Raw genomic sequence first — 26,460 nt, 5'->3', positions numbered from 1 at the left:
AAAGGATGGTGAATGAATAGTGATTTGCATAAAATATCAAATTGATCGTGATCAGGCTTTTGATGCACAGCTAAATCAATAATTTTATTTTTTGAATTGAGTTTATAAAGGATTTGTCAATATCTTTGCACCATTATGAATAATTTTATCTTGATTTTTGTTTTTTTATTCCTCGGTATTGTGCTACAAAATATAAAAGCATTCCCTGTTATTAGTGTTTACAAGCTGTTAAATAAGCTTGTTATTTATATTTGCCTTCCGGCTCTGGCCCTGTATTATATTCCAAAAATAGACTGGAGTCCTGAATTGTTATTCCCTATTGGGGTAGCCTGGATTGGATTTGTAGTTTCCTATTTGTTTTTTAGTTTTTTAGGAAACAAATTTGGCTGGTCTAAGAAACTCACTGGGTGTTTAATTATCACGACTGGTTTAGGGAACACATCTTTTTTAGGTTTTCCAATAATTGAAGCGTTATATGGTGAAGAAGGTTTGAAAACGGCTATTTTAGTAGATCAGCCCGGTTCTTTTGTTGTGCTTTCGACCTTAGGGATTCTGGTGGCAACAGTATACTCTACCGGAAGTCCAAATGGTGTTCAAATTGCTAAGAAGATTCTGTTTTTTCCACCTTTTATAACTTTTTTAGTAGCCTGTTTGATGAATGTTTGTAATGTGGATTTCCATGAGTACATCCAAGTTTTATTTCAAAAAATGGGAAGTGCAGTAACTCCTTTGGCTTTGCTATCGGTTGGTTTGCAATTGCGTTTTGAACGGAAAAGCCAGCACTGGAAGTTTTTAGGACTTGGCCTTTTGTATAAATTAATTTTGACCCCGGCTCTTATTTATGTGTTGTATGTATTGATTTTGCAACAGCATTCTAAAATTATTCAAGTTGCTATTTTAGAGTCGGCTATGGCCCCAATGATTACAGCTTGTATTTTAGCTTCTACGCACGGTTTAAAACCTCGATTGAGCAGTATGATGATCGGTTTTGGAATACCACTATCTTTTATCACGTTGTTGTTTTGGTATTTTTTGGTTCAATTGGTGTAATTTCTCGGTTGCTAAAGAAAAACGATAAACTAGCTTCACTTACTTCATTCCAATATCGGAAAGGATGTTGATACGTTGGTATAGGACTATGATTTCAGACTGTTTTGAAAGAAAAAAAGTTGATTTTAGTTTGAAATCCAGAAAAAGGAATGTGCCATACTGTTATATGGGTGCAGCGTACTCCTATTTATTTTGAATAAAAAAAGCTCGCTTGGATTAAAATCTTTAGCGAGCCTTTTAAAAAATAAAAAACAAACAAACTTATTTTTGATTCTCCAAGCGGTAGGAAGTTGTTTCAGTGTAGGTTTTTCCAAATTGATCTGTGGCTTTAATCTCGATCGTATGTACGCCTATTTCCAGATTCGTAGGAATTTTTCCTTTCCAAAGATGTTTGCTTTCTATAGGATTAGACGAGCGTCTACCAGGAATTAATTCTTCGGTTAGATCCCATTCATAAACCTCAGTGGCATACGAAGGATCTATTTCCTTTACATAGTCCATTGCTTTCCATTCGTCTTGGTCTACACGGTATTCGAGGTTGTCGTTTTTACTTCCCATAAAGAAATTCACATAAATTCCGGATCGTGTAGGACGGCCTTTTTCAACTACTTTGGGTGCAAAAACTTCCATTTGATAGGTTTTGGGTTTGCCCGCCACTTTATAATCCAGACTGTATTTATTTCCTTTAAAATTAATAAAGGCGTATCCTTTTGGTGTTCCATCACGCATGGTCGAAACCGGAACGCCTTCAGAATTCAGTTTTCCGGAATACCAATCTCCGGAAGTGGTTCCTACATTGTAATGATGGTGTGGTTTTTCCTGTAACCAGCCATCGGTTTTGCCAAAGTAATCCTGGCGTTGAATGTGGGTATGGGCAGAAAGAGAAAGTGTGTTTGGGAAATCTTTTAAAAGCTCGAATAACTGATCCCGATCTTCATCTCTGAAAGTATCTTCATCGGTAGGCTCACTTATTGGAATATGAAAAGCCAGCACTATTAAATGTTCTTTTGAAACCAATTTCAAATCATTGGCTATAAACTGCAACTGTTTTGGTGTAAAACCGCCCCAATATCCTTTTTGATTTCGGGGATCAGGATAGAGCACATTATCCATGACGATAAAATGGACTTTACCATAATTGAAGGCATAATTTGCTGGGCCAAAATGGGCTTCGTAGGTTTCATCGGCCATTTCATCTGTGGTGGCATCAAAATTAAGATCGTGATTTCCCAATAAATTGTACCACGGAATCCCCGCTTTTTGTACCGCTTTAATGTAAGGATTAAAAAGAGCAAGGTCATTTCCCACTAGATCTCCCAGGCTCAATCCGAAAGGAACATTTTTAATTCCTTCTACTTCGGCTACAATCCCTTTGGCAAAAAAGTCAACTTCAGCCTGGGTATAAGGTTGCGGATCACCAAAAATAAGGGCTGTAAACTCTTGATTTTCCTGTTGGGGAACCAAACCAAAATCGATTGATTTAGGCAATTTTCCCGTGGGGTCTACTCCTTTGAATTTTAATTGAGGAGAGCCTTTGGGTTTGTGATTGTAAAAAAACTGAGGCAGATTATTTTCATCCACGCCTACTTTATAATTGGCGGGTTTAATTACGGCTATAATTGCATCGTCGCTAATAGGCAGGATGTATTTGCCTTTTTCATCGGTAAGGACCACTTCCAGACCATTGGTTACGGAAACATTAGCAATTCCTTTTTCATTTCGTTCTTTTTTGCCGTTCTGATTGTGGTCTTCAAAAACACAACCTTGAACGTTGGTTTGTGCCATAATTCCTATTGAAAACAGCAAGGCATAAATGGAGAATGTTGATTTTTTCATTGTTTATTTATTTTAAATTAAGATTTTATTTGTCCCACCAAACTTTAGTGTTAATATCATCTGTACCCAACATTTCAACTGCTTGGAGGTAATTTTGCTGGTTGTTGATTTGAATGCTCGTTGGATAATAAAAACGGGAAGGCATAATTCCATTATTTTCCATGGCAGTCGTTTTTGGAAGAATTGGGAATCCAGTTCTGCGGTATTCAAACCATTGTTGGTAATCGATAAAATAAAGGGCATAATATTTTTGAAGCATGATTCTTTCTAAAGTGCCATCATAAGCTGCTAATGAATTATCAAAATAAGTACTGGGTATTGTGACTCCCAATTGCTCCATGGCGGCCTGAACTCCTTTTTTATAATGCGTTTCGGCATCCGTAGTGAATCCTCTTTGCGCCATTTCGGCTTTTATAAAGGCTACTTCGGCATACGTCATCAAGAAAATATTCATGGGATTTGTTATCTGAGTTGCATTAAACGTAGAAGCATTGTAAGCAAACTGAGATTCAGCTCCTGCATAGGCACTGGGAATTCCTTTGTAGCCTATGGAAACATTGTTCAAGTCTCTTGCAACACCAGCAATAACAGGTCTTCGGGGATCGGCCATGATGTTTAGATTGTCTATAAAAAAAGAGGCTATTTTTACGTTTAAACTAAAATCCTGCGGTCTTCCCCAAGGAGAAACATTAGGGGTTACTCCAGTTACTTTCAGGATGGCAGATTCGGATGTGTTTTCAAAAACAGGGTATTGTGTTGGATTTTGAATCATCGTTGCCAACTTTTGAAAAGAATTGGTTTCGGTACGGTTGGATATTCTCAACAACAAACGCATTTGAAGGGAATTAGTGAATTTTCTCCATTTCGTGACATTGTTTTGAAAGAGGATGTCACTGGCATAAATCATAGGTGTAGCGGAATTATAAAGGGCATTTGCTCGTTCTAAATCGGCTAAAATAGTGGTGTAAATTAATTCCTGAGAATCAAATGCGGGATAAAGGTTGCCTTCCTCACCGTTTACAGCTTCGGTCATGGGAACCGGTCCAAAAATATCCGTAAGATTGGCATACACCCAAGCATTTAGTGTCAGTGCAATGGCTTCATAATTGCGATCCTCTGCCCGTATCGCCGCAGTTTTCATTTCCTTGATATTATTGAGCCATTTGTAATAATTAGCCCAGGACGAATAGCCTATTTCCTGACTTAAATCATAACGGTGAAGCCCACCGGAAACGCTGGGAAAGGGGAGCGATACCTGCATCAAATCGAACGTGACACCCGCACTTCTAGTCGCGTTGTGTGTAGCCAGACCATAAATAATAGGATTAATTAATGTTCCCGGACTTATCTGGGCAATCCGGTTAGGGTCTTCATTGAGCTCGCTAAAATCGCCCGTGCAAGCAAAGTTTAGCAGTATTAGAACTAAAGTTGCAGTAAAAATTTGTATCTTTTTCATCTTTAAATAATAGTTTAGAAATTCACTTTTAAATTAAAACCATAGGTAGCAGGAGTGGGCATTTGACCCATTTCGATACCGGGTAAAATAGTATCTCCATTTAAGGCTGCCGTTTCCGGATCGAAAATAGGAAAGTCAGAAAGAACTGCTAAGTCTCGACCAAAAACCGATACATCTAAACTTGTAATGCCGGTATTCTTAAGCCATATTGGAGAGAAACTGTATTGCAGACTTACTTCTCTCAATTTTACATAAGAAGCTTCAAAAGAGTTGGACTCGACATTGGCTCTGCGGTAATACCTGGCGTACCAGTCCGGAGTCAGTGCCTCAGTAGTGTTTTGAGAATACGTACCATCGGAATTTAATACTACTCCTTCGCCTACAATCACTCCTTCTTCGCGTCCTTTTATGGTAGATCTGATTTTACCCATTTCAGATAGTTTATGATGGGTTTGGGAATAGATGATACCGCCAAGTTGACCATCCAACATGACATTTAAACCTATGTTTCCAAATTTAAAACTGTTGTATAATCCGGCTCTCCAATCCGGAGTGGCATCGCCTATGTATTGAATTTCATCCGGATAGGCCGGTAAACCCGCATTGTCATATACAATCTGACCGTCAGGAGATCGTACAAAACCGTAGCCGTATATTGCGGTTGTTGTGCCACCCTCTTTGGCAATCAATGTGGCTGAACCTCCTGAACCAATGGTTTGTTGTCCCTGAATACCATCGGCAAGTTCCATGACGCGATTCCAGTTTTTAGACCAAGTTAAAGTGGTTGACCACTTAAATTTATCCATATTGACAATTTTTCCGGTTAGGGTGAGTTCAACTCCTCGATTTCGAACTTCGCCAGAATTCATGATGCCGGAACTGAATCCCGTTGTGATGTCTAAGGGAACAGAAATAATTTGGTTTTTAGTTGTTGTCTGATAGACCGTCGCGTCAAAATTGATTCTGTTTTTGAATAATCGCCCTTCAAAACCGGTTTCAATACTGGTGGTGATTTCCGGTTTAAAATTGGCATTATACAAGGTTGATGGCGCTACTGCTGAACTTGCAAAGGCAGATTGATCGTAGTATTTACTGGTTCTATACGGATCAGTATCATTACCCACTTGGGCAAGAGACAATCGGTATTTAAAATATTCCAGTGATTTGGGTAAGTTGAATATTTCAGAAAGAATAAAACTGGTATTTACAGAAGGGTAAAAGAAAGAATTGTTTTGTACTGGTAAAGTACTGGACCAGTCGTTTCTGCCCGTAACATCTAAGAAAATCTGATCTTTAAAAGAAAGGGAGAACAGTCCGTACAAGCTATTGACTTTTTTATAACTGTCATTTACACTTATGATTGGATTGCTGATCCCATTTGCCAATTTATAAACATCAGGAACTACTAAGCCTTCCACAGCAGCATCCATTCTTTGGTATTTATAGCTCATCGCATTTCCACCTGCTGACGCAGAAAAGGAAAAATCGTTTGACAGCTTATTCTTGTAAGTCAATAAAAAATCAGAATTTACTTCCTGCATAAATACATCCTGTGTTCTAAAAAATCCTTTAGCATACCGGTTGATACTGTAGGGTCTTTTTTGCTCCCGATCCTGATGGTAGGTGTTTAAAGCAGTTCTCAATAAAAGATCTAAATTGGGAGCCAACTGGATTGTGGCGTTCAGATTTCCCACGATTTGGTTACTTGCTAAGGAATTTGTAGCTTCATTGGCAATTAAATAGGGATTATCAATATAACTACTGAAAGGTTGCAGCTGTTGGATTTGGTTTTGACCTTGTCTCCAAATAGGGCGGTACCAATCGAGATCTACATTTGGATTTTGGAAAATCGTAAAGTAGGCGATAGAGCCATTATTGTAACCGGTACTCGGTAAATTGTCACTGTCTCTGTTGTTGTAATTGATCACCGAAGCAATTTTAATTTTATCCGAGATTTTATAATCCGCATTCACAGAGGCTGTAATTCTTTCAAATCCGGTATTAGGCATGATCCATTCATTTTTAGAATGACCAATAGACATTCTCATGGAACCATTTTTGTCCCCGCCTTGAAGCGTGAGGTTGTTGTTTATAGTAATTCCGGTACGCCAGAAATCTTTAATATTATTCTTGTAGGGAATCCAAGGGGTTCTTTCGGTTCCTTGAGTCTGCGTTACAGGATCGTATTGAAAATAGGATTGTCCGTCAAATTTTGGTCCCCAGGCGCTACTGGTGGAACCCGTATTGTTTCCATCGGCAGAACTTAAATAGGAATAATACGGATTTCCATTTCGATCAAATGATTTTCCGGTACCCTGACCATATTCATATTGGTAATCTGGCCAACGTTGAATGACGTCAAAAGTGACTCCTGTGTTATAGCTAATCCCAAGGCCTTTGTTCTTTTTACCGGATTTGGTAGTGATAATTAACGCACCATTTGCGGCACGACTTCCATAAAGTGCAGTGGCTCCGGGTCCTTTTAAGACCGTTACATTTTCGATATCATCCAGGTTAAGGTCTGAAATACCGTTACCAAAATCAACTGGAGAATCGCGGCCCATATACGCACTGTCAGATCCTGAGCTGGTTATTTTACTGTTTAAGGGAACACCATCTACAATAATTAAGGCATTATTCCCATTGGGATTCAACGAATTATTTCCTCTTAAGGTAATTTGTTGGGAATTTAGAGGCCCGGATCCTGAGGAAACGATATTTAAACCGGCCACTTTTCCTTTTAGGCCTGAAGACCAGTTATTTGGAGCAGTTTGTGCCAGATTATCAGCATTGATGGTTTGTTGCGAAAAACCCAATTGTTTTTCCTGTCTTTTAATTCCTAAAGCGGTTACCACAACCTCGTTCAGCGCATTTGTGTTCGCTGTTAAGCGGATTATCAGTGGCGCAGAATTATTTGCGGATACTTCTTTGTCATCAAAACCCATATAGGAAACTACTAAAATCGCATTAGCCGTGGAGGTGGTCAGACTAAATTTTCCGTCAAAATCAGTTGTGGTGCTGTTTGTAGTTCCTTTTTCTAAAACGCTTGCTCCAGGTAAAGGCAAGCCTTGAGAATCATTTACTGTGCCGCGGGTGAGCTGCTGGATTGAAGGAGATTTGGTTACAGAAATGGTATTGTTGATGCGGCGAAATTGAAAGCCAGTTTGGGCGGTAATTTTATTTAAAATAGTATGTATGCTTTCCTTGTTTACCACTAAAGTCAAACGTTGTTTTGAAGAGGCGATTGCTTCGTCAAAAACAAAGGTGTAAGGAGTCTTTTTTTCTAAGATATCAAAGACTTCCCTGATTTGGATTTCTTTGATGTCGATGGAGAAATTTTTCTCCTCGGTAGTTATAGTTGTATAAGGCATTGCAGCCATTTCAGAAAATATGAAGAGGAAACTGAACAGGTACAGGTATTTTTTTAATTTTAGGGAAAAAAGAAATTGGATTTTCAAATTCATTTTAATAGGTTTTAAATATTTATTTTGTTTTAATGGGATCTCAATTCGAATGCCACTTAAGTATTGGTTTTAATAGCGAATTCCAGCATTTACTTCTTTGGTTTTTCTCGTATAAAAATGGTGTTTTGGTTTTGAACGTGAATTTCTAATTGTTTTACCTCGGCAATACTGTTGAGGATAGTAGTGATATTTTCGTTTTTAAATTTTCCGGTAATCCGGAGTTGCTCTAATTCCGGATGCTCAAAAAGGATGGTCACATTAAATTTATTTCTCAAAATTGCGACTGTTTCGCCAAGGCTTGTATTTTCGAGCACTATAATATTTTTAGTCCAAGCCAAGAAATCTTCCCGGGTATTGTTTGTGAGCAGTGGAAGCTGTGATGTATGAAAACGCAGTTGTTGGTTTTTAGTTAGCAATACGTTGTGATTGGGATTTTCTTTAGAATTCACGGTTACTTTTCCGGATAGCACACGGATGGTATTGGGGTAATTTTCATACGCGCTAATGGTAAAAGAAGTTCTTAAAACTTTGATTTTGAATTGGGAGGTTTCTACTGTAAAAGGACTTTTTGGATTGCGAACTACTTTGAAATAAGCTTCTCCTTTAAGGTCTAGTTTTCGGTTGTTTTTGAAATTGGTTGCGTAAGTAACGCTACTGTTGCCATTTAAAACCAGCTGACTGCCATCAGGCAAAAAGAGTGTTTTTATTTCCCCTTTGGTAGCGGATTGTGTGATGCGATTTGTACTGGTAGATTGGGTTATTACGAAAGAAATTCCGATAAAAAGAAGTGCAATGGCAGCTATTTTGCCCATATTCGAATAGCGTTTTTGCAGCTTTCCTTTGGGCTTGTTAATGGTAGTATTTATTTTATGCAGGATTGCATTTCTTTTCTCTTGGGTTAAAGAAAGGATTATGATGTTTTGTTCTTTCTCTGTTTGTTTAAAGAAGAAGGTTTCTACAGCCTCTTTTTCGGATAGCGTGCATTTATTTTGAGCATATTTCTGGGCTAATGCGAGGAAGTCTTCTTTTTGCAAAACGGGCCTTTTTACTATAAGTACCCGCTGGTATTGTTTTTACGTAGTAGGAAATTCAGTCTTAAAGATTTGGTAACAGAAGGGGGAGTGGATTAACATTGTAGCAACATTCCCGTAATAAAAATCGAGAATTGGCAGGGGTCAATCTTCATTTTAAGCAATTTTAATCCATCACTGATGTGCTTTTCTACGGTGCGGACTGAAATGTTTAATTTTTGGGCAATTTCAATATTGGTGTAATGTTCCAATCGGCTCAGGATTATGACTTCTTGGCTTCTGGGAGGGAGTTTCTTTATTTGCTTAAAAATTTCGGATTCAAATTCTTGGTATACTAAATGCTTATCCGTTCCGGAAGGATTCGGGATGTTTTGGAGTATTTCAAGATGTCCGGAATCAAATTTTAAATCCCGAATGTGATTGGCAACTTTGTATTTGACGGCTCGGAGTAAATAACCTTCTAAATTTTCAATAAATGTATTGGCTGATTTTTCCCAGAGACTAATAAATATTTCCTGAACAATATCTTCGCAAATGGCTTCCTCTTTGTAGATTTTAAAAGCATAGGTATACAATCTTTTCCAATAACGGTCAAATAAGATGCCAAAGGCAAGCTGATCCTGGTGCTGCAATCTTGTTTGTAATTCCGTATCGGATAATAGCAGTAGTGTTGTTTTCATGCTGTAGTAGTTGCTACAAATGAAATCAATTTTAACAAGCTGGGATTCGAAAGGAGTTTAAGCTATGGTTAACGAATGTCGATGATTTATTACCAACGGTGTTAAACATTTTTTTTCTGGTTATTAAAAAGAAAAACGGCGCTGAGATAAGCGTCGTTTTTTATAAAGTGAAAATGGAAGGTTTTAGTTTAGCATTTTTTTCCGCTGGCTTTTGCCATTGTTGCCGCACACTTTTTTCCTTCGGCTTTGCATTTTGTTTTGCATGTTTCAACTTCTGCGGCAGTCATTGCTTTGGAGTCTTTTTTGGCACAACAGGATTCTTTTTTAGCTTTTGCGACAGCTTTTACTTCTTGCGCACTAAGAGCGCTAGTAAAGAATGCAATTGCAACAAATGTTAGTATTTTTTTCATGTTATAAATTTTAAAGGTGGTTTATTTACTTTGGATATCAGTCCAAATATAGATAATAATTCAAATCAATTTTAAAATTCAGAGTACTATTTATTTAATTGTTTTTGATTTTTTTCTCCAAAAAGAAACAGATTATTTGATAATTATCTTTTCGCGAAGCATTCCTTTTGAAGTTTGTAACTGTGCAATATAAACACCGGAACTTTCTTTTTCAAGGGGAAGCTGTATGTTTTGCTGATCTTGATTTTCAACCTTCCAACTGGAGACTACTTGCCCAAGAATATTGAATAAAGTAACTTCTTGAACCGTTGTGTCTGTTTTTTTGTTGTGGATCATCAGCACGTTTTTATTTTGCGAATGCAGAATTACTAGAGTGTTACTCGTATGGATGGGATCCGTTATTCCAAGGCTCTTGTCTTTGAAACGCAACGAAAAGCGATTGTGGAATTCCCCTTTGGCAAGATTGATTTCAAAAGTTGCATTCCTGATATTATGATGGGTTTTAGTATTGTCATCATAAACAAAAACAGGTTGATTGGTTTCGAAATTTTCCAGACCGTCGATTAAAAATTGTACAATTCCTTCCCGATCTGTTTTTACGCCGATGGGGTAGGATGATTCCAGGTCAAAGTAGCCTTCCCCTTGAATTACCAGTTGCTTTGTACCATTTAAGAAATACATGTCGCTAGGCAGATCATCCATCAAGAAGCCGTCATAACCATAATCAATCGCGCTGGTTGCTTGCCCCTGCATAAAAGCTAACAAGACTTGGCGATGGAAATTATTGGTTGAGTTGAAACCCAAGCGGATCCTTTTCAGGGAGTCTTTTTTTACAGGATCACTGGCATTAGTATTCCATGTATTTTTTGCTTTTGTGGTAGCTGTAGTTTTGAAAAGAGTATTGGATGCTGCATCCGTTTCTTTCTGAAAAGTTCGTTGACCGTTATTGAAAATTACGGTTCCGCCACCACCCGTTTTGCCAAATACAAAGAATCCCTGGCCAACTGGAATATTTTGCTTTGGAATTTTGTTGCTCAACCCTACGCCACTGATCATATCCGGTACCACTGGCGGTAAACCACCGGATAAGTTAAGCACAGCGTAGCCTCCTAAATAATCTCTTAAAACATGTGTATTGTTGTTGGAGGAGTGTTCCCAGAAATAGAGCGTACCGTCTACGCCTGTGTCTTGTAATTGGTCTATGGAATTCAGATTGTCATTGATGAAAGCAAAGGCATCTAAAGCTGACGGATAGGGATTTCCGGTAAGTAATAATTGTGTTGCGCTCACTGTATTTGTAAGTATAATTCCATTATTTGGTTTTCCTGTAAAGGTATAATTTTGAGTTTCGGAGGCTGCTCCGTTTCCTTTTAACGTAAATCCCTGTCCCACTCGCAACGGACTGGTTTCATTTATTTGCACCCAATTTGCGTACGCACTGGCATAATTGTCAAATTTATAAAGCCAATACCGGGCTAAACTAATTGGGTCTGTTGCGCGTCCATCATAGCCTCCAATCCAATTGATTGCTGCTGGCATTGCAGGATTTGTTCCGTCTCTAAACACCGCATTGACGGTATAATCCGTATTGTTTGCCATTGTGTTTACGGGGCTTACAGGAGAGCTCCAGAAGTTGTAGTTGTAAAGGTTGGATTGTCCTTGCTGGTCTCTTTCTATAGTGCCTGCGCTGGCCACGTCTAATTCGCTTTGCGCAGTTTGCACTAATTGTGATTTTCCTACTAAATCAATTTTACCGTCTAATTTTAAGTACCAGTCATTTTGTATTTTAGTATCATTATTCATTGTTATTTTTTTTCCGGAATCAACCAGCATTCCTAAATCAATGTTGTTTGCCGTTTCAATAATGTCATGTTGTACTTTGATTATTGACCAATCGTTTTTCATGATGTCATTTCCGCTGATTTCTTTGGTTGGACTATGCACTGCTGTTGCAAAACTACCGGTTCTTTCTGTCAGGAAAGGCAAGGGTGCCTGTTGTATATCAATGTTTTTATGATTGTAGATTTTTGTTCCGGTGAGGTCAATTGTCGGGGTAGATAGGTCATCAATAATGTTATCTTTGTAGGTGTCCATTCTGTAATACCGAAGCAGGTTTGCAAAAGGCAATGAAGCCGGGGTGACAGCAATATTTTTAGGGACGATAGTTCCTCTAACTTCTGAGCCAGTATTTTGTATTTCCTGATACACCATTCGTTGTAATTGAGAGTCCGTTAGCGCCACATTGAAGACGCGTATTTCATCTATTTTCCCTTTGAAATATTTTGTGTTTGCAATGGGATTCTTTCCTAAAGTAAGCAGTGAGGGATCAATAGCAATACTTCCGGATGCTGCTTGGGTTGTTACCAAAGTACCATTTAAATATAATTTCAAATTATTGCCGTCAAAGACCGTGGCTACATTATACCATTGAGAAACATCTAAAGCAGTACCAAAAGTTACTGTAGTGCCATTTACAACCGCTTGCAGTTTTTTAGCCGCTGAAATACGGATTTGAAATTTATCCTGACCCACAATAACGCCGTCTGTTATAAAAGCAGGATTCAAATTGATCCATGCCATTAGGGAAGCATTGGCTAAACCACCCAGAATGGAGGTGCTTTGTCCGTAATCGTTTCGACCGTCAAAATCAAGAAATAATTTAGAGTGTAAATCCCTTGGAGAACCAAAAACAGCTGGATTGGTATCAAAAGCATCCGGAATACCATCTTTATCGGCATCAGTTGTTCCATCAATAATTCCATCGTTGTTAGTGTCCAGCGTTTTATAATCATAGATTAACAACGTTTTAGCGATATCAAATGTAAGTCCATTAGATTTTACATCAATGTAATTTGGAATTCCATCGCCGTCAGTATCCAAAAGATAATTGAGAAAAGGCGCAACATTTTCTCCTTGTCCTAAATTTCCATATTGGTTGATTCCGGTACCGTAATCGTAAATGTCTAATATTCCATCACCAAAAAGTTCTATGGTACCATTACCGTCCGTATCTTTATTTCTAAAGGTCTCAGAATCTAATCCATCTCCTGTGCCATCCCCATTAATATCGCCATCTCCATTGATAAAACCAGCCACAGCATTCGTATTTCCTGTACCGGATTCATCTACATCAAAAAGGCTGTCATTGTCACTGTCTAAATCTATGTAGTTGGGTATGCCGTCTCCGTCTGAATCTAACGCGGGTAATGCCGCACTCGATTCTGCATTGTCGTGTAATCCATTGCCGTTTGCATCAGCCCAAGCTGCATCAATTTTACCTTTTCCATTGCTTAGATTTCCTAAGCCTACTTCAATAACATCCTCGATGCCATCATTATCAGCATCCAAATCAAATAGATCCGCAACACCATCATTATCTAAATCACATAAAGTTTGAGCGATCAGGATGTCATCCAGCGCAAGGTCGTTACCATTACCTCCGGGCGCATTATTTTTGAAGCGAATGATGAATGCATTGGTGTTTCCTAGATTGACACTCATGGTAAATTGTTGCCAGACACCCTGTGCACAGCTATTGTCTGCCGTAGTTCCGGAGCACCTTCCAATGTCACCAGTATTGAAAGATGCTAGTTGATTGTTTGATAAATCAAAAAACTCAACGGTTATATTGGGCAAAATAGATTTGGGATAAGTGGAGGATGCCATGATGTTTAATGCCCAAAAACTATAGGTAATGGGTAGATTCGAAAGTATTCCGGTAATCGTTGTTTCATAAAATACACCGGAAGCAAAACTGGCATTAAAAACAGCCATTCGTCCATTAGTATCTCCGGCAGTATGGTCTTCTCCATTATACCAAGCTAAATCGCCATGAATATTTTCAGTATCACTTGCCGATGTTCCTGTTATTTTAGAAACTACTGTGTATTCACCATCGTCTAATATCTTGGTCGATTGAGATGGACATTCGGTTGTATTAGTACCGGTAATTCCATCTTCGTAGCAATAGGTAGTTGTGGCATTATAGGCAGTAGTAAAGGAAGAGGTTCTTCCTCCCGTTCCAAAGGTTTCATTTAAGAACTTATAATTTACTTTACGCCCGTTTGAATTATTGCAATTTATTTCTTCGGTGGCATCCAGAATTCCATCATTGTCATCGTCAATGTCGATATTATCAAAAATACCATCGCCATCACTATCAAAAAAGGTTTGTATTCCAAGGCCTTTAATGGCAAAATTATACGGATTTTCATCAGAGTCATTGTTTACTATCGAAATTGTTGCTGTTTTTGTGCCAAGGGCATTAGGGTCAAAAGCAATCGAAAATGTAGAACTTCCTCCTGCAGTAATTAAAGGACTAGGAATGGTGGTAAGTGTGAAATTAGCAGCGTTAGTGCCAGAAATAGTGATGGAGCCTATGGAGAGTGCAAGGTTTCCCGTATTTTGAATAGTATATGTTTTTGTGATGATTCCCATACTGGTTTCCATTGATCCAAAGTCAGTCCAATCATTTATACTTGGTGTTGTATCGCCATTTGCAATTGAAATAGTGTTTCCTTTTATATTTATTTCGTTGGCAGCCAATGAATTATTTGTTCTATTTGAACCACTACTGCTATTAAGGCTACCGAAATTTTTATCACTTAACGCTACAACGGGTATAGTTGTTGCAAATGTAGAAAGACTTCTTGCATCACTTTTTGAATTAGAGGATTCTGCACCTGCTGCGTCCCATGAATTTATCAGTACATTGGTTGCTGCAGCGGGAACTGTAAAAACTTCAGATGCGCTAAAAATTTGTTTAGTTTGAGAAGAACCGCAAAAGATAATAAAAAACAGAAGAATTGTAAAAAAAAGCTTTTTATCAGATAAAGTAGTTTTTTTCATAATTTAATTGGGGTGTTTAATTAATTATGCTTTAGGATTCTTTTTTTTAAGTTGAAAGAGGTAAATTTTACAAAAACTTTTAGAAAAAGTAAATTTAAATATATTACTTCGATAATCTGTTTAAAAGCACGTAAAATCGATAAAATACATATATAAATAATAAACATAAGTTAAATATTACTTTTTAATAACATATTTTTAAGTTTTTCCGTAAATATGTTTTGCGGTACTTGCATTAATAGTATTATTTATAGTCCGGTTCGTAACTAATACCACTTAATTATTTCAGCCACGAATTATCAGAATTACCCCGGTTTTCTATTTTAATTTTAAAAAAATTGGTAAAAAGTATTGTAATTCGAGGCTCTTTTTTAGAAATAGTTGTTTTCTATAAATGTTGTCTGCTTCGCTGAAAGTCCTCTTGTTTTATAGCGTCTGTCCTTTTACAGCATTATCAAAAAGGCACATGCTAAAAATGGAATTGGGTTATTTATGACTCAGCCTGCAATACAAAAGAATGGAATCGAAAAAGTATAAAAAGCAGCATCCGTAGATTGAATGGATTTTGCGGTCAATCATGGGTTATTTTTGTTAGAATAAAAAAAATCAATTTATTGGTGCCAAATACAAATGGGTATCGAGAAAATCTTTAAAATACGGATGTAGTGACTATTGTCGGATTTCTTTATTTCGTTGTTTATAAAAAACGAGATGCCTTGTTGTTGTTGTTGTTGTTGTTGCAGAACAAAGTCAATATCGCGATGCCGTACTGTTTGAAAATTATAATTTCTTTGTGGTTTGGCTTTTTGTTTTCAAGAATTTCCATAAAGGTTGGTGCCGTATTTTTTAAAATTAAAATGGATTGGAACTTATTTCACGATAATTTTTTTGCTTATGATTCCTTTGGACGTTTTCAGTTTTACAACATACACTTCAGCTTCTTTGTCCTGAATCTGGATTTTCATATTGGTTTGTTCTTTGTCCGCAACCTCCCATTCCTCCATTAATTTCCCTTGAATATTATAAAGAGAAACAGACAGAACGGTGTTGTCATTTGTACTATTTGTAATATTCAAAACATTATTAGAACGGGTAAAGAATACAGTAATTGCGTTCTCATACACTTGATCTTGTACCACAAGACTTTTGTCAGTAAATCGCAAAGCGAAACGATCCGTAACATATCCTTCGGGAAGGTCCACTTCATAAAGCGTATTTTTTAGACTATTATAGGTGTCTGTTTCTTTATCGTAAATAAAAATATTTTGGTTTTCATCAAAGTTTTCTAAGGCATCAATACCAAATGATACTTTTCCAGCAGCTTCAGTTCGAACCCCAATAGGGAAGGAGGCCTCTTGATCAAAATAGCCTTCTCCTTGTATGGCTAATCTATTTTCGCCATTCAATAAATACAGATCATTTGGAGAACCATCAATATTATAGGCATCATAGCCATCATTCATCTCCGCGTTCGCTCTTTCCTCCATAAAGGCTAGAAGTACCTGTCTATGAAAAGTTTTATCGATAACATTAAATCCGAGACGTATTTTTTTGTGCGTGTCGTTCTCAATTCTAGCATTGCTGTTGTCTGTCCAATGATTTGAATCTTTAGGTGTTTCAGGGATTCTATACAGTGTCTGCGAAAGACCGACAGAATCTTCTTTAACAAAATCTCTTTGACTATTATTGAAAGTGACCGTGCCGCCAGATCCAATTTTTCCAATAACAAAAAATCCTTGCCCTACAGGAATATATCTTTTTGGATCTAATTTTGAGGATGATCCGGTGCCACTTATGAAATCGACTCCTGTAGCACTTGGAGCGACTCCGCCGGATAAGTTTCTTATGCCGTAACCCCCTTGATACGCCGCTAAATTATGCGAATTGTTGGTCGAATAATGTTCCCAGAAATACAAGGCGCCATCAATTGCCGGATTGGTTGTTGAAGTTTCTATAGAATTAATATTATCCATTATAAATTGATCAGCATCCAGTGCTGAAGGATACGGATTGCCTACCAATAATAACTGATCAGAACCAATGGTATTTGTTATAGTACCATTATTTGGTTTTCCTGAAAAGCTAAGGTTTTGTGTTCCTGAAGTTCCCGGTCCTTTCAAGGTGAATCCTTTTCCTGCTTGAAGTGTGCCTGTTTCGCCTATTTGAGTCCAATTAGCATAATCAGAGGCATTCAGGTTGCTGTCAAATTTATAAATCCAGTAGCGCGCTAAACTAAATGGAGTCGTAGCGCCGTCATAACCATTAATCCAAGTTATCGTTCCTGGAGCTGCAGGATTTGTTCCGTCCTTTAAGACTTCAGCTACAGTAAAATTATTATTATTGGTAGTATCGTTAATTCGGCCCACCGGAGCACTCCAATAGTTGTAATTGAATTTATTGGCTTGGCCTTGTTGGTCCCTTTTTATGGATCCTGCACTTGTTGCATCTAAATCACTGCCTAGTTTTTGTACCAATTGGGATCTACCTACTAAGTCTATTTTTCCATCGAGTTTTAGATAATGGGAGACTTCTATTTTGGAATCGTTAGTTGCACTTAAAGTATTGCTGTTAACAAATAATCCTAGAACGGTTTTATTTCCTGAAGAAGTAATAATGTGGGTTGTTTTTACAATATTCCAATCTATGGGAGTAGTATTATTGATAATAGATAAACTATATGGTACATCTTGATTTCCTCCATTTTTCCATGTTGTTGGAGTTTGCCATAACCCATTACTATCACTTATGTATGGCATCGGAGCAGTTTGTACATTGATTGATATTTTATCAGGAATTACTAAACTTCCTCTGTTTACATTTACTGAATCATCGTCAAGATGTGTTCCTATGTAAGAGTTCATCGAGTAATAAGCAATTAAATTATTCCAAAGTAAGGTATTAGTATCGTTTTTAGTAATTGTAGAAGGAATAATAGTTCCAATTGTTCCTGTATTACTTTGTACTATTTCTTGGTTCATAATAAATTGAATCTCTTTTGCGGTGAGTACTCGATTCCAGATTCTGAGTTCGTCTATATCACCTTTAAATAAGTTATTAATGGCGTTTTTAGTTATGAACTGACCACCAATACTGAAAGTTCCTGTTGATGTACCAGGATCTCTCGTCTTTGTCACTGTTTTTTCAAAAACACCATCAATATAAATAGATAATGTTAAGGAAGTATAAGTATATGCTATATTATGCCATTTTGTATTTGGTAAAATGGTATTTGTTATCGCGGTACTTAAAACACCTATGTCATTGTACCATTCAAACCTAATTCTATTGTCGTTTTGTAAAACTATTTGATATCCATTTCCAGCAGCGGATTTTTTTGATAAAATAGTTCGTTCATTTGCTAAAGTATTGGTACCGTTTGGTCGTATCCAGGTCATAAAAGAAAATGCAGCAGGTAGTTCGTTGCTATTGCCAATTCTTACAAAATCGTCAAGCCCATCGAGTGTTATATGTAACGGTTTTGTGGCTCTATGTGCCACACCAAAAGTGATGTATTTAGTTCCATCAAAATCATATAAACAGGTTTGATTGCCACTCGCTGTCGACATGAAAACAGTTTCAAGTCCTGTTGTAAAAGCTGAATTGGTAGCCACTACCATTACGTATGCATCTGTTGGACCTAAAGCAGGTAATCCGCTTAAGAATGTCGCAGCTGGAATGTTGACACGAACGGTGCCTACGTCTATTCCTGTTTTTTCTACTACTTTCCATTTCCTGTTGACTACCTCAGTACTAGTAGAAATGGTTGTTGGTCCAAGATCAATGTTTAAGTTGATTCCAGAGTTTGACATTGTGCCATTGTTGGATCCCCACATCAGATAGTTTCTATCTCCTCCAAAATTATTTGGATTATTACTATTGGTGCTTGTTATATCACTAAGCCCAATAGTTAAAACTGTATTAGGATTTTCACTTTTAGATTGCTTTTGTATTAGTACAGTATTATCATCTCTTCCTATTCCAGCTATGTCATAATTAAAGCCTGTATTAGCTGCAACATCCCAAATAGGATCTCCATTGGAATCGATGTAGTTTACATCTCCAAAATTATCTGCTGTCGTACTTCCGCTTGCGTGTAAGGTTACTCCATTCTTAATTCCCAGATAAGATTGTATTTTTTGTTGCTCAAGCTCAGTTCTGGCGGTCGAATAACTTGCTACCTCTGTTATTCTACCATCTAGATAGGTGTTAAGTAAAACTCCTCCTACTAAAAAACCATTAAGAGTAAATCGACCGACTCCTAATTGATAAACAGAATTGTTAAAATCCGAAAAAGTTAACGGAGTTCCTGTACCACTTGTCCCAGTTGTAGCTGTATGAGTATCAATTTTTTTACCATTCAAATAAATTTCAGTAACGTTTGGAGTTACTGAGGTATTTGATTTGATATTTAAAATCATTACAGTTCCTCCAACAGTATTTGTAGGAGAAGGTGGTGCATAACTTCGACCATAAGAGTCTGGATTACTGGACACTGAATAGGTTCCAATCATGTGGGATATTAAATTGTCACTATTAAATCGAGAGGAAATTCTTCCTAATCCCAGTCCAGTTCCATCTTGTCCAAAATTTTCAGTTGTTATCCTTCCAGATATTATTTCTTGTGAATTATTTGTTGATTTATCGGAATTACCGTTTGTTTTTACTACAACATAATAATCCGTAGACCAATAGCCTCCCTTTCCTTTTAAAACATTACTTCCACTTCGACTAAAATCTACAACAGGATTAAAATTAATGTTTCGACTCGCATCGTTTCTATATTTAGGAGCAAAAGTACCATAACCGTTTGCACTATTGTCATAGGCTTGGTCTGACCATGAGGTTACTGTACTGTTATCAGTTGTTGAGTTTGTCCCTACATTTGCTTTCAACCAAAGTTTAAGATTTCCGTTTATATTACCAGGCCCTATCGCTGGATTTGCTGGTGCAGTAATATGTTCTCCTTTAATTATGACATTGTCAATAGCTACTCCGTCATCGTTACGATTATTATCTGATCCAAAATTAATTCTAAATCGTAAAGAGGTAGCATTATTTAATCCAGCGACATCACTACCAGATATCGAGGCTTCTATAAATTTAGATGGACTTTGCTCTACTTCAGTATTTATTCCAGACCATCCATGAACATCATTACCTATACCATTAACATCCATGTCGCTGTACCAATTATTCCCATTACCAGCGTTTCCTAATCTGACCCATCCTGTTAATCCAAGTGCGTCCGTTGTGTATTCTATATTCATACCATCGACGCCTGATTGTGTGACGTAGCGAATGTCAATATAGAATTTAACATTATTAAAACCGCTAGTTGAAATTACAGGACTCGTTAATCTCGTTAAATAATTAATTCCATAATCGTTGTAATTGTTTATGCTCCAGTAACTTCCTTCTCCCACTATAGGGTTAGCGTTATAGGACCATGATCCATTTCTATCTGATTCAGTGCTTGATGTCCAGCCTCCATTATTAGCGTCAAAATTTTCGTAATGTATGGTTTTGGTCTGTGAATATCCTAAAAAAACAAGACATAAAAACGCGACAGTAAAACAGGTTGTTTTTGTAAAGAGTAAAGTTCTTTTCATGTTTAGGTAATGTATGAATTATCGTGGTTATAATTGCAAACTGTTATGGTACAAGAGACTAATTATCGTTATTAATGAATTTTAATCCTCATTCAATTAAGACTTTTATACTAAAATTGAACTTTTCAAATATAAAATATTTTTTAGTAAAACACTCCTTTTTTACCGTTTAAAAGCGAGTATTATCGTTTAAACGCATAAAAATATATTTTTTCTACTTTTTTTGTGAAAAAAAATAGGCAAGGCAGTACTGAATTTCTACAAATCGAGGCGTAATAATTTCTAAAAACACTTAAACAGGATTTTAATTTACTGTAATAACAAATCATGCTTGTTTTAATTTTTTTCTATCTTTTTTACGGATTAAAACGCAATTTTTAACTAATTTTAGCACCTTATTCAGAGTATATAGCTGGGTCAAAATGGAGTCAAAAGCATCTTAAATAGTATGGCTTTCAGTCTTTTGTTTTTAATTAATTTAAAGGTTTGGGCTGCTTTTTGCTACTCCTTAATTCGCATTAATAATACAGTTTTATTAAAAAATATGAATTCATCCTCTGATAATGCAACACAAATTGACACTACCGTTATTGCACAGCAAACCGTGTATCCTGTCCTGTTTTCTATTGCATTTGCTCATTTGCTAAATGATTTATTACAGGCCGTTATTCCGGCTGCGTACCCTATTTTAAAAGAAAATTTTAATTTAACCTTCACCCAAATCGGGTTAATTACCTTAGCCTATCAATTAGCGGCTTCCATTTTGCAGCCGATCGTAGGACTCTACACGGACAAAAGACCAAAACCATTTTCCCAAATTTTCGGAATGCTTTTTACCTTATCCGGAATTGTGGGCTTGTCCTATGCGTCCAGTTTTTCAATGATCATTGTTTCGGTTGTATTAGTCGGGATTGGTTCGTCCATTTTTCATCCTGAAGCATCCCGAATCTCCTTTTTGGCCTCTGGAGGAAAACGGGGTTTGGCACAATCCATTTTTCAGTTGGGGGGCAATGCCGGAACAGCGATCGGGCCTTTACTGGTTGCCTTAATTGTGGTTCCTAATTCTCAATATTACATCATTTGGTTCGTCGCCGTCGCCCTTATTGGATTGGTTGTTTTGAGTAGGATTGCCCTTTGGTATAAAAAGCATTTGAGTTTAAAGAGCACTAAAAAAACGGTAATCAATTTGCCTAATTTGTCTCAAAAAACGATCGCAATCTCCGTGGGAATTTTGATGGTTTTGATATTTTCAAAATTCTTTTACATGGCCAGTATGTCCAGTTATTTCACCTTTTATTTAATCGAAAAATTTGGATTATCAGTGCAGGATGCCCAGTTTCACTTGGTTCTGTTTTTAGCCTCTTGTGCAATAGGAACTTTAATTGGTGGACCTTTGGGCGATAAATACGGCAGGAAATACGTCATTTGGTTCTCTGTCTTGGGAGCCGCGCCTTTTACCTTACTGTTGCCGTTTGTCGATTTATTTTGGACCGGAGTCCTTTCCGTCCTCATTGGAACTATAATGTCCTCAGCCTTTCCGGCTATTCTGGTTTTTGCACAGGAATTACTACCTAAAAAACTCGGAATGGTTTCTGGACTTTTCTATGGTTTCGCCTTCGGAATGGGCGGTTTAGGCTCTGCTTTACTCGGAAATCTAGCAGATCACACCAGCATCACTTATGTCTATTACCTGTGTGCCTATTTGCCGTTGATCGGAATTATTGCTTTCTTTTTGCCTAATTTAAAGAAAAAATAATACTTTTTCGTAGTTATATTTACTTCGTCAGTTCGCTTCGCGCGTGTCCTGCTCTGCACTTGTATTCCAAGGTAATATAAACTACAGCTGAAAAAGCCTCGTTTTTCTAAATCGGGAGATGTCGCTGCTATCAGAGCTCTAGGGTATTTGGTTTCCTAATGGCATTATTTTTTTATAGGGCTTCGTTCTGGTTTTTATAAAAATTAGTAGAATTTTAAGAGTTGTTTTCCCTCTAAAGTGTGTTTATTTCGATACCTTACAGTGTTACTAATTATTAAAATAAACAAGTATGGCAACAGTACGATTAGGCGATATTGCTCCTGATTTTGAAGCAGAAACGTCACAAGGAAAAATAGAATTTCATCAATGGCTAGGAGATTCTTGGGGTATTTTGTTCTCACATCCTGCTGATTTCACACCGGTTTGCACCACTGAGTTAGGAACAGCAGCACTGTATTATCCTGAATTTAAAAAACGAAATGTCAAGGTAATCGCATTGAGCGTAGATGGCGTCGATTCACACATGGAATGGATTAAAGACATCAATGAAACTCAAAATACTACTGTAGATTTCCCTATAATAGCCGATGAAGGCAAGCATATCGCGGAACTATATGACATGATTCATCCCAACGCAAGTGAGAGTTTCACCGTTCGTTCCGTTTTTATAATAGGACCAGACAAAAAAATAAAATTGACATTGACCTATCCGGCATCAACCGGTAGAAATTTTGATGAATTATTGCGTGTCATCGATAGTCTGCAATTGACAGCTAATTACAGCGTGGCCACACCGGCCAACTGGAAAGATGGAGATAGCGTTGTAATTTCGCCTGCGGTTAAAGATGAAGATATCCCGACTAAATTTCCAAAAGGCTACGAAAGGGTCAAACCGTATTTGCGAATGACTCCGCAGCCCAATAAATAATATTTTTTAGAAAACCGTATAAACATGAAAGCAGAATGAATTTATTTTCATTCTGCTTTTCTATTTTGTCAAAAATTAAAAATTACTTCTTATTGGTGATTAATAAACCAGAAACAATGATGCCCATACTAATAATTTGTATCAATCTAATTGCTTGATTTAGGAAAAAGTAAGCAAGAATACCGCTGAATATTGGGATTAAATAATAGATTAGAGCTGTTTTAGATGTGCCTATCAATCGTATGGCTTCGTTCCACAAATAGAAAGAAACCAGCGAAGCAAAAATGCCAACATAGGAGGTAATCAGTATCGTTTTAGTGTCAAAAATAACTTTTTTGTAAAGCAAATGTTCACAAAGATAAAAAGGAAAAAGGAGCAGTGTGCCTATTACAAAAACACTAAACAAAAATACTTTTGGTGTTAATTCAGGTGGTTTTTTACGCACTAAAATAGTGTAATACGCAAAAAAGAAGCAAGCCACAAGCATCAATAAATCCCCAATGGTAAAGTTGATTTTTAGCAAGGCCTGAAGCGAACCTTTGGTAATTAGCACTAGAACCCCTGTGATTATAGTTACAATTCCTATGATTTTTAGATTAGAAACGGTCTCTTTAAAAATAATTCTGGAGATTACAACAATAAATAACGGAATCGAAATGGCGATTAGCGATAAATTCACAGCACTCGTTGTTTTTCCTGCAATGTAAATTAACGTGTTGAAAATAGTGATTCCCAATACCGCCGTAAACACAAGATACCGGAGGTGTTTTTTAACAATTGTGAAATTTCTAGTAGTACTTTTTAAAGCAAATGGAGCCAAAACGAGACATGCAATTGTCCAGCGCCAAAAGGCCAGTCCTATAGGAGGAATGTGGTCTTTTATGCCACTGGCGATGACCATATTTACGGACCATAACAAGGTAGCAAATAAGGCAAATAGAACTCCTTTAGTGGGATTACTCATTAAACCAAATTATGAATTTTAGCATACTGTAATAACATAATAGTCTTGGCATCCTGCATTTGACCAGATTCAATCATGGCATACGCTTCTTCAAAAGACATTTCGATCACATCTATATTTTCTTCCTCATGTGCTACTCCGCCACCGTCACTTACTTTCATAGATTCATCGTACTCGCCAACAAATAAATACAATATTTCAGTTACAGCTCCTGGAGACATATATGTTTCCATGACTTTTTTGACTGTAGAAATACGATATCCTGTTTCTTCTTCGGTTTCTCTAATGATGCATTGCTCTGGGTTGTCTTGATCCAAAAGGCCGGCACAAACCTCAATCATCATGCCGGTTTCATTCCCGTTAAGATAGGTTGGCAAGCGAAACTGGCGTGTAAGAATAACGGTTTTTTGTAAAGTGTTATAAAGCAAAATGGCGGCTCCGTTTCCTCTATCATAGACTTCTCTTTTTTGGGTAATCCAGGAGTCGTCTTTTTTTTGATAGTCAAAAGTGACTTTGTTTAAAAGGTACCAATTGTCTGAGAGCAATTCGGTTTTTTGTATTTTAATGGTTGGGTTTTTCATTCGTAGGAATTGATTTTTAAACTAAAAAAAACGTCCCGATTTATCGGGACGTTTCATAATCTTATTTCAGAATCGTTTGCTTTCTGTCTGGACCTACAGAAACAATTTTGATAGGCACTTCTACTTCTTTTTCGATGAATTCAATGTATTCTTTTAATTCGATTGGTAACTCATCATATGTGGTCATGCCAGTCAAATCTTGTTTCCATCCTTTGAAATCCTGATACACTGGAGTTACATTTTCTGGTTCAATGTTGTATGGGAAATGTGAAATATTTTCTCCTTTATAATTGTATTCCGTACATACTTTCAACGTTTCAAATCCTGAAAGGACATCCCCTTTCATCATCATCAGTTGGGTTACACCATTCACTTGAACCGCATATTTCAGTGCTACTAAGTCTAACCAGCCACAACGTCTTTGTCTGCCGGTTACTGATCCAAATTCATTTCCAACACGGGCCATAGTTGCACCATCTTCGTCAAAAAGTTCAGTAGGGAACGGGCCACTTCCAACGCGTGTTACATAGGCTTTGAAGATTCCGTATACTTCCTTGATTTTATTTGGAGCAATCCCTAAACCGGTACAAGCGCCTGCGGCAGTTGTATTAGACGAAGTCACAAATGGATAGGTTCCAAAATCAACATCTAATAACGAACCTTGGGCTCCTTCACATAATATTGATTTACCTGCTTTTTGCGCTTGGTGTAAATATTCTTCGCTATCAATAAAGTCTAATTTTTTTAGCTCTTCGATAGCTTCAAAAAATTCTTTTTCTAATTCTTCTAAATTGTATTGTATCGCAACATCATAGAATTTTATCATGGCTTCGTGCTTGTCAGCCAAAGCTCTGTAACGATCTGTAAAATCTTCTAATTCAATATCACCCACACGGATTCCGTTTCTTCCGGTTTTGTCCATATAAGTAGGGCCAATTCCTTTTAAAGTAGAACCAATTTTTGCTTTTCCTTTAGATGCTTCTGATGCGGCATCTAACAAGCGGTGCGTTGGTAAAATTAAATGCGCTTTTCTTGAAATGATTAATTTGTTTTTGATGTCTAATTTAAATTTTTCAAGGCCTTCAATTTCTTTTTGAAAAACTACAGGATCAATTACAACTCCGTTTCCAATGATGTTTACAGCAGTTTTATGAAAAATACCGGAAGGAATAGTTCTAAGAACATGTTTTATTCCATCAAATTCTAAAGTGTGTCCTGCATTTGGACCTCCTTGAAAACGTGCAATAATGTCATATTTCGAAGTAAGAACATCCACAATTTTTCCTTTTCCTTCATCTCCCCATTGCAACCCTAGTAATAAATCTACCGTCATTCTATATGTTATTTGTAGTTAATTTTTATAATTAGGAACGATCTTGTTCGTTCAGAGTATTCTTTTCCTTTTTTACACCGTAAAGGTATAAGGAGTGATTTGTAATTTCTATATCGAAAATTTCCTCAATTGTTTTTTTGATGCTTTGGATTCTAGGGTCACAAAACTCGATTACTTCACCGGTATCAGTCATGATAATGTGATCGTGCTGTTTGTCAAAATATGATTTTTCGTAATGTGCCTGATTCTGTCCAAATTGGTGTTTGCGCACTAAAGCACAGTCCAATAATAATTCGATCGTATTGTAAAGGGTTGCCCTACTAACCCGATAGTTTTTATTTTTCATTTTGATGTAGAGATTCTCTACGTCAAAATGTTCTTCACTATCGTAAATTTCCTGAAGAATAGCATAACGTTCAGGCGTTTTGCGATGTCCTTTTTTCTCAAGATACATTGTAAAAACATTTTTTACAATTTCTTGGTTCTTGTTGTTATCTGTGGAAATGAGTGTCAT

15 protein-coding genes are annotated in these 26,460 nt (G+C 37.0%); 3 read left to right on the top strand and 12 right to left on the bottom strand.

Annotated elements, in window-relative coordinates; all coding sequences use genetic code 11:
- Window positions 1-135 precede the first annotated feature (135 nt).
- Window positions 136-1,050, top strand: coding sequence for an AEC family transporter (locus EKM00_RS07965; protein ID WP_126515828.1), 915 nt, complete (start codon window positions 136-138; stop codon window positions 1,048-1,050).
- A 261-nt stretch (window positions 1,051-1,311) separates the two neighbouring features.
- Here EKM00_RS07965 and EKM00_RS07960 read toward each other — a convergent pair whose 3' ends face one another.
- The 8 genes from EKM00_RS07960 to EKM00_RS07925 form a co-directional block, all read right to left on the bottom strand.
- Entirely contained in the window at window positions 1,312-2,886 is a 1,575-nt protein-coding gene (locus EKM00_RS07960; RefSeq protein ID WP_126515827.1) for a calcineurin-like phosphoesterase C-terminal domain-containing protein, read from the bottom strand.
- A 25-nt stretch (window positions 2,887-2,911) separates the two neighbouring features.
- Window positions 2,912-4,342, bottom strand: a complete 1,431-nt coding sequence (locus tag EKM00_RS07955) for a SusD/RagB family nutrient-binding outer membrane lipoprotein (protein ID WP_126515826.1) — start codon at window positions 4,340-4,342, stop codon at window positions 2,912-2,914.
- A gap of 14 nt (window positions 4,343-4,356) precedes the next feature.
- On the bottom strand, window positions 4,357-7,806 hold the full coding sequence (locus EKM00_RS07950) for a SusC/RagA family TonB-linked outer membrane protein (RefSeq protein WP_126515825.1): 3,450 nt from the start codon (window positions 7,804-7,806) through the stop codon (window positions 4,357-4,359).
- Between the two features lie 89 nt (window positions 7,807-7,895).
- The gene (locus EKM00_RS07945; RefSeq protein WP_126515824.1) at window positions 7,896-8,840 is read right to left on the bottom strand and encodes a FecR family protein; all 945 of its coding nucleotides are present in this window, start codon (window positions 8,838-8,840) and stop codon (window positions 7,896-7,898) included.
- 92 nt (window positions 8,841-8,932) lie between these two features.
- Window positions 8,933-9,517 carry an RNA polymerase sigma factor gene (locus EKM00_RS07940; RefSeq protein ID WP_126461145.1) on the bottom strand — a complete coding sequence of 195 codons (585 nt, stop codon included), beginning with the start codon at window positions 9,515-9,517 and terminating at the stop codon, window positions 8,933-8,935.
- 188 nt (window positions 9,518-9,705) lie between these two features.
- Window positions 9,706-9,927: a hypothetical protein gene (locus EKM00_RS07935; protein WP_126515823.1), complete on the bottom strand. Its 222-nt coding sequence runs from the start codon at window positions 9,925-9,927 to the stop codon at window positions 9,706-9,708.
- 132 nt (window positions 9,928-10,059) lie between these two features.
- On the bottom strand, window positions 10,060-14,775 hold the full coding sequence (locus tag EKM00_RS07930; RefSeq protein WP_126515822.1) for a choice-of-anchor D domain-containing protein: 4,716 nt from the start codon (window positions 14,773-14,775) through the stop codon (window positions 10,060-10,062).
- Between the two features lie 869 nt (window positions 14,776-15,644).
- Window positions 15,645-20,384 carry a LamG-like jellyroll fold domain-containing protein gene (locus EKM00_RS07925; RefSeq protein ID WP_126515821.1) on the bottom strand — a complete coding sequence of 1,580 codons (4,740 nt, stop codon included), beginning with the start codon at window positions 20,382-20,384 and terminating at the stop codon, window positions 15,645-15,647.
- A gap of 544 nt (window positions 20,385-20,928) precedes the next feature.
- On the opposite strand from EKM00_RS07925, the gene EKM00_RS07920 reads away from it, so the two are divergent.
- Complete coding sequence (locus EKM00_RS07920; RefSeq protein WP_126515820.1) at window positions 20,929-22,140, top strand: MFS transporter; 1,212 nt, start codon at window positions 20,929-20,931, stop codon at window positions 22,138-22,140.
- Window positions 22,141-22,429: 289 nt separating this feature from the next.
- Window positions 22,430-23,068 carry a peroxiredoxin gene (locus EKM00_RS07915; protein ID WP_126461136.1) on the top strand — a complete coding sequence of 213 codons (639 nt, stop codon included), beginning with the start codon at window positions 22,430-22,432 and terminating at the stop codon, window positions 23,066-23,068.
- Window positions 23,069-23,150: 82 nt separating this feature from the next.
- On the opposite strand, the gene EKM00_RS07910 is transcribed toward EKM00_RS07915, so the two are convergent.
- The 4 genes from EKM00_RS07910 to EKM00_RS07895 form a co-directional block, all read right to left on the bottom strand.
- On the bottom strand, window positions 23,151-24,032 hold the full coding sequence (locus EKM00_RS07910; protein ID WP_126515819.1) for a DMT family transporter: 882 nt from the start codon (window positions 24,030-24,032) through the stop codon (window positions 23,151-23,153).
- On the bottom strand, window positions 24,032-24,613 hold the full coding sequence (nudK, locus tag EKM00_RS07905) for a GDP-mannose pyrophosphatase NudK (RefSeq protein ID WP_126515818.1): 582 nt from the start codon (window positions 24,611-24,613) through the stop codon (window positions 24,032-24,034). The genes EKM00_RS07910 and nudK overlap by 1 nt, the downstream gene beginning before the upstream one ends.
- 61 nt (window positions 24,614-24,674) lie before the next feature.
- Window positions 24,675-25,946: an adenylosuccinate synthase gene (locus EKM00_RS07900; RefSeq protein WP_126515817.1), complete on the bottom strand. Its 1,272-nt coding sequence runs from the start codon at window positions 25,944-25,946 to the stop codon at window positions 24,675-24,677.
- Window positions 25,947-25,977: 31 nt separating this feature from the next.
- A complete protein-coding gene (locus tag EKM00_RS07895; protein ID WP_126515816.1) occupies window positions 25,978-26,460 on the bottom strand; it encodes a Fur family transcriptional regulator in 483 nt (160 codons plus the stop codon).

Source organism: Flavobacterium sp. RSP15 (assembly GCF_003968755.1).
Classification (GTDB): domain Bacteria; phylum Bacteroidota; class Bacteroidia; order Flavobacteriales; family Flavobacteriaceae; genus Flavobacterium.
The sequence above is the reverse complement of the archived record's forward strand: the minus strand, read 5'-3'. Positions and strand labels throughout refer to the sequence as shown.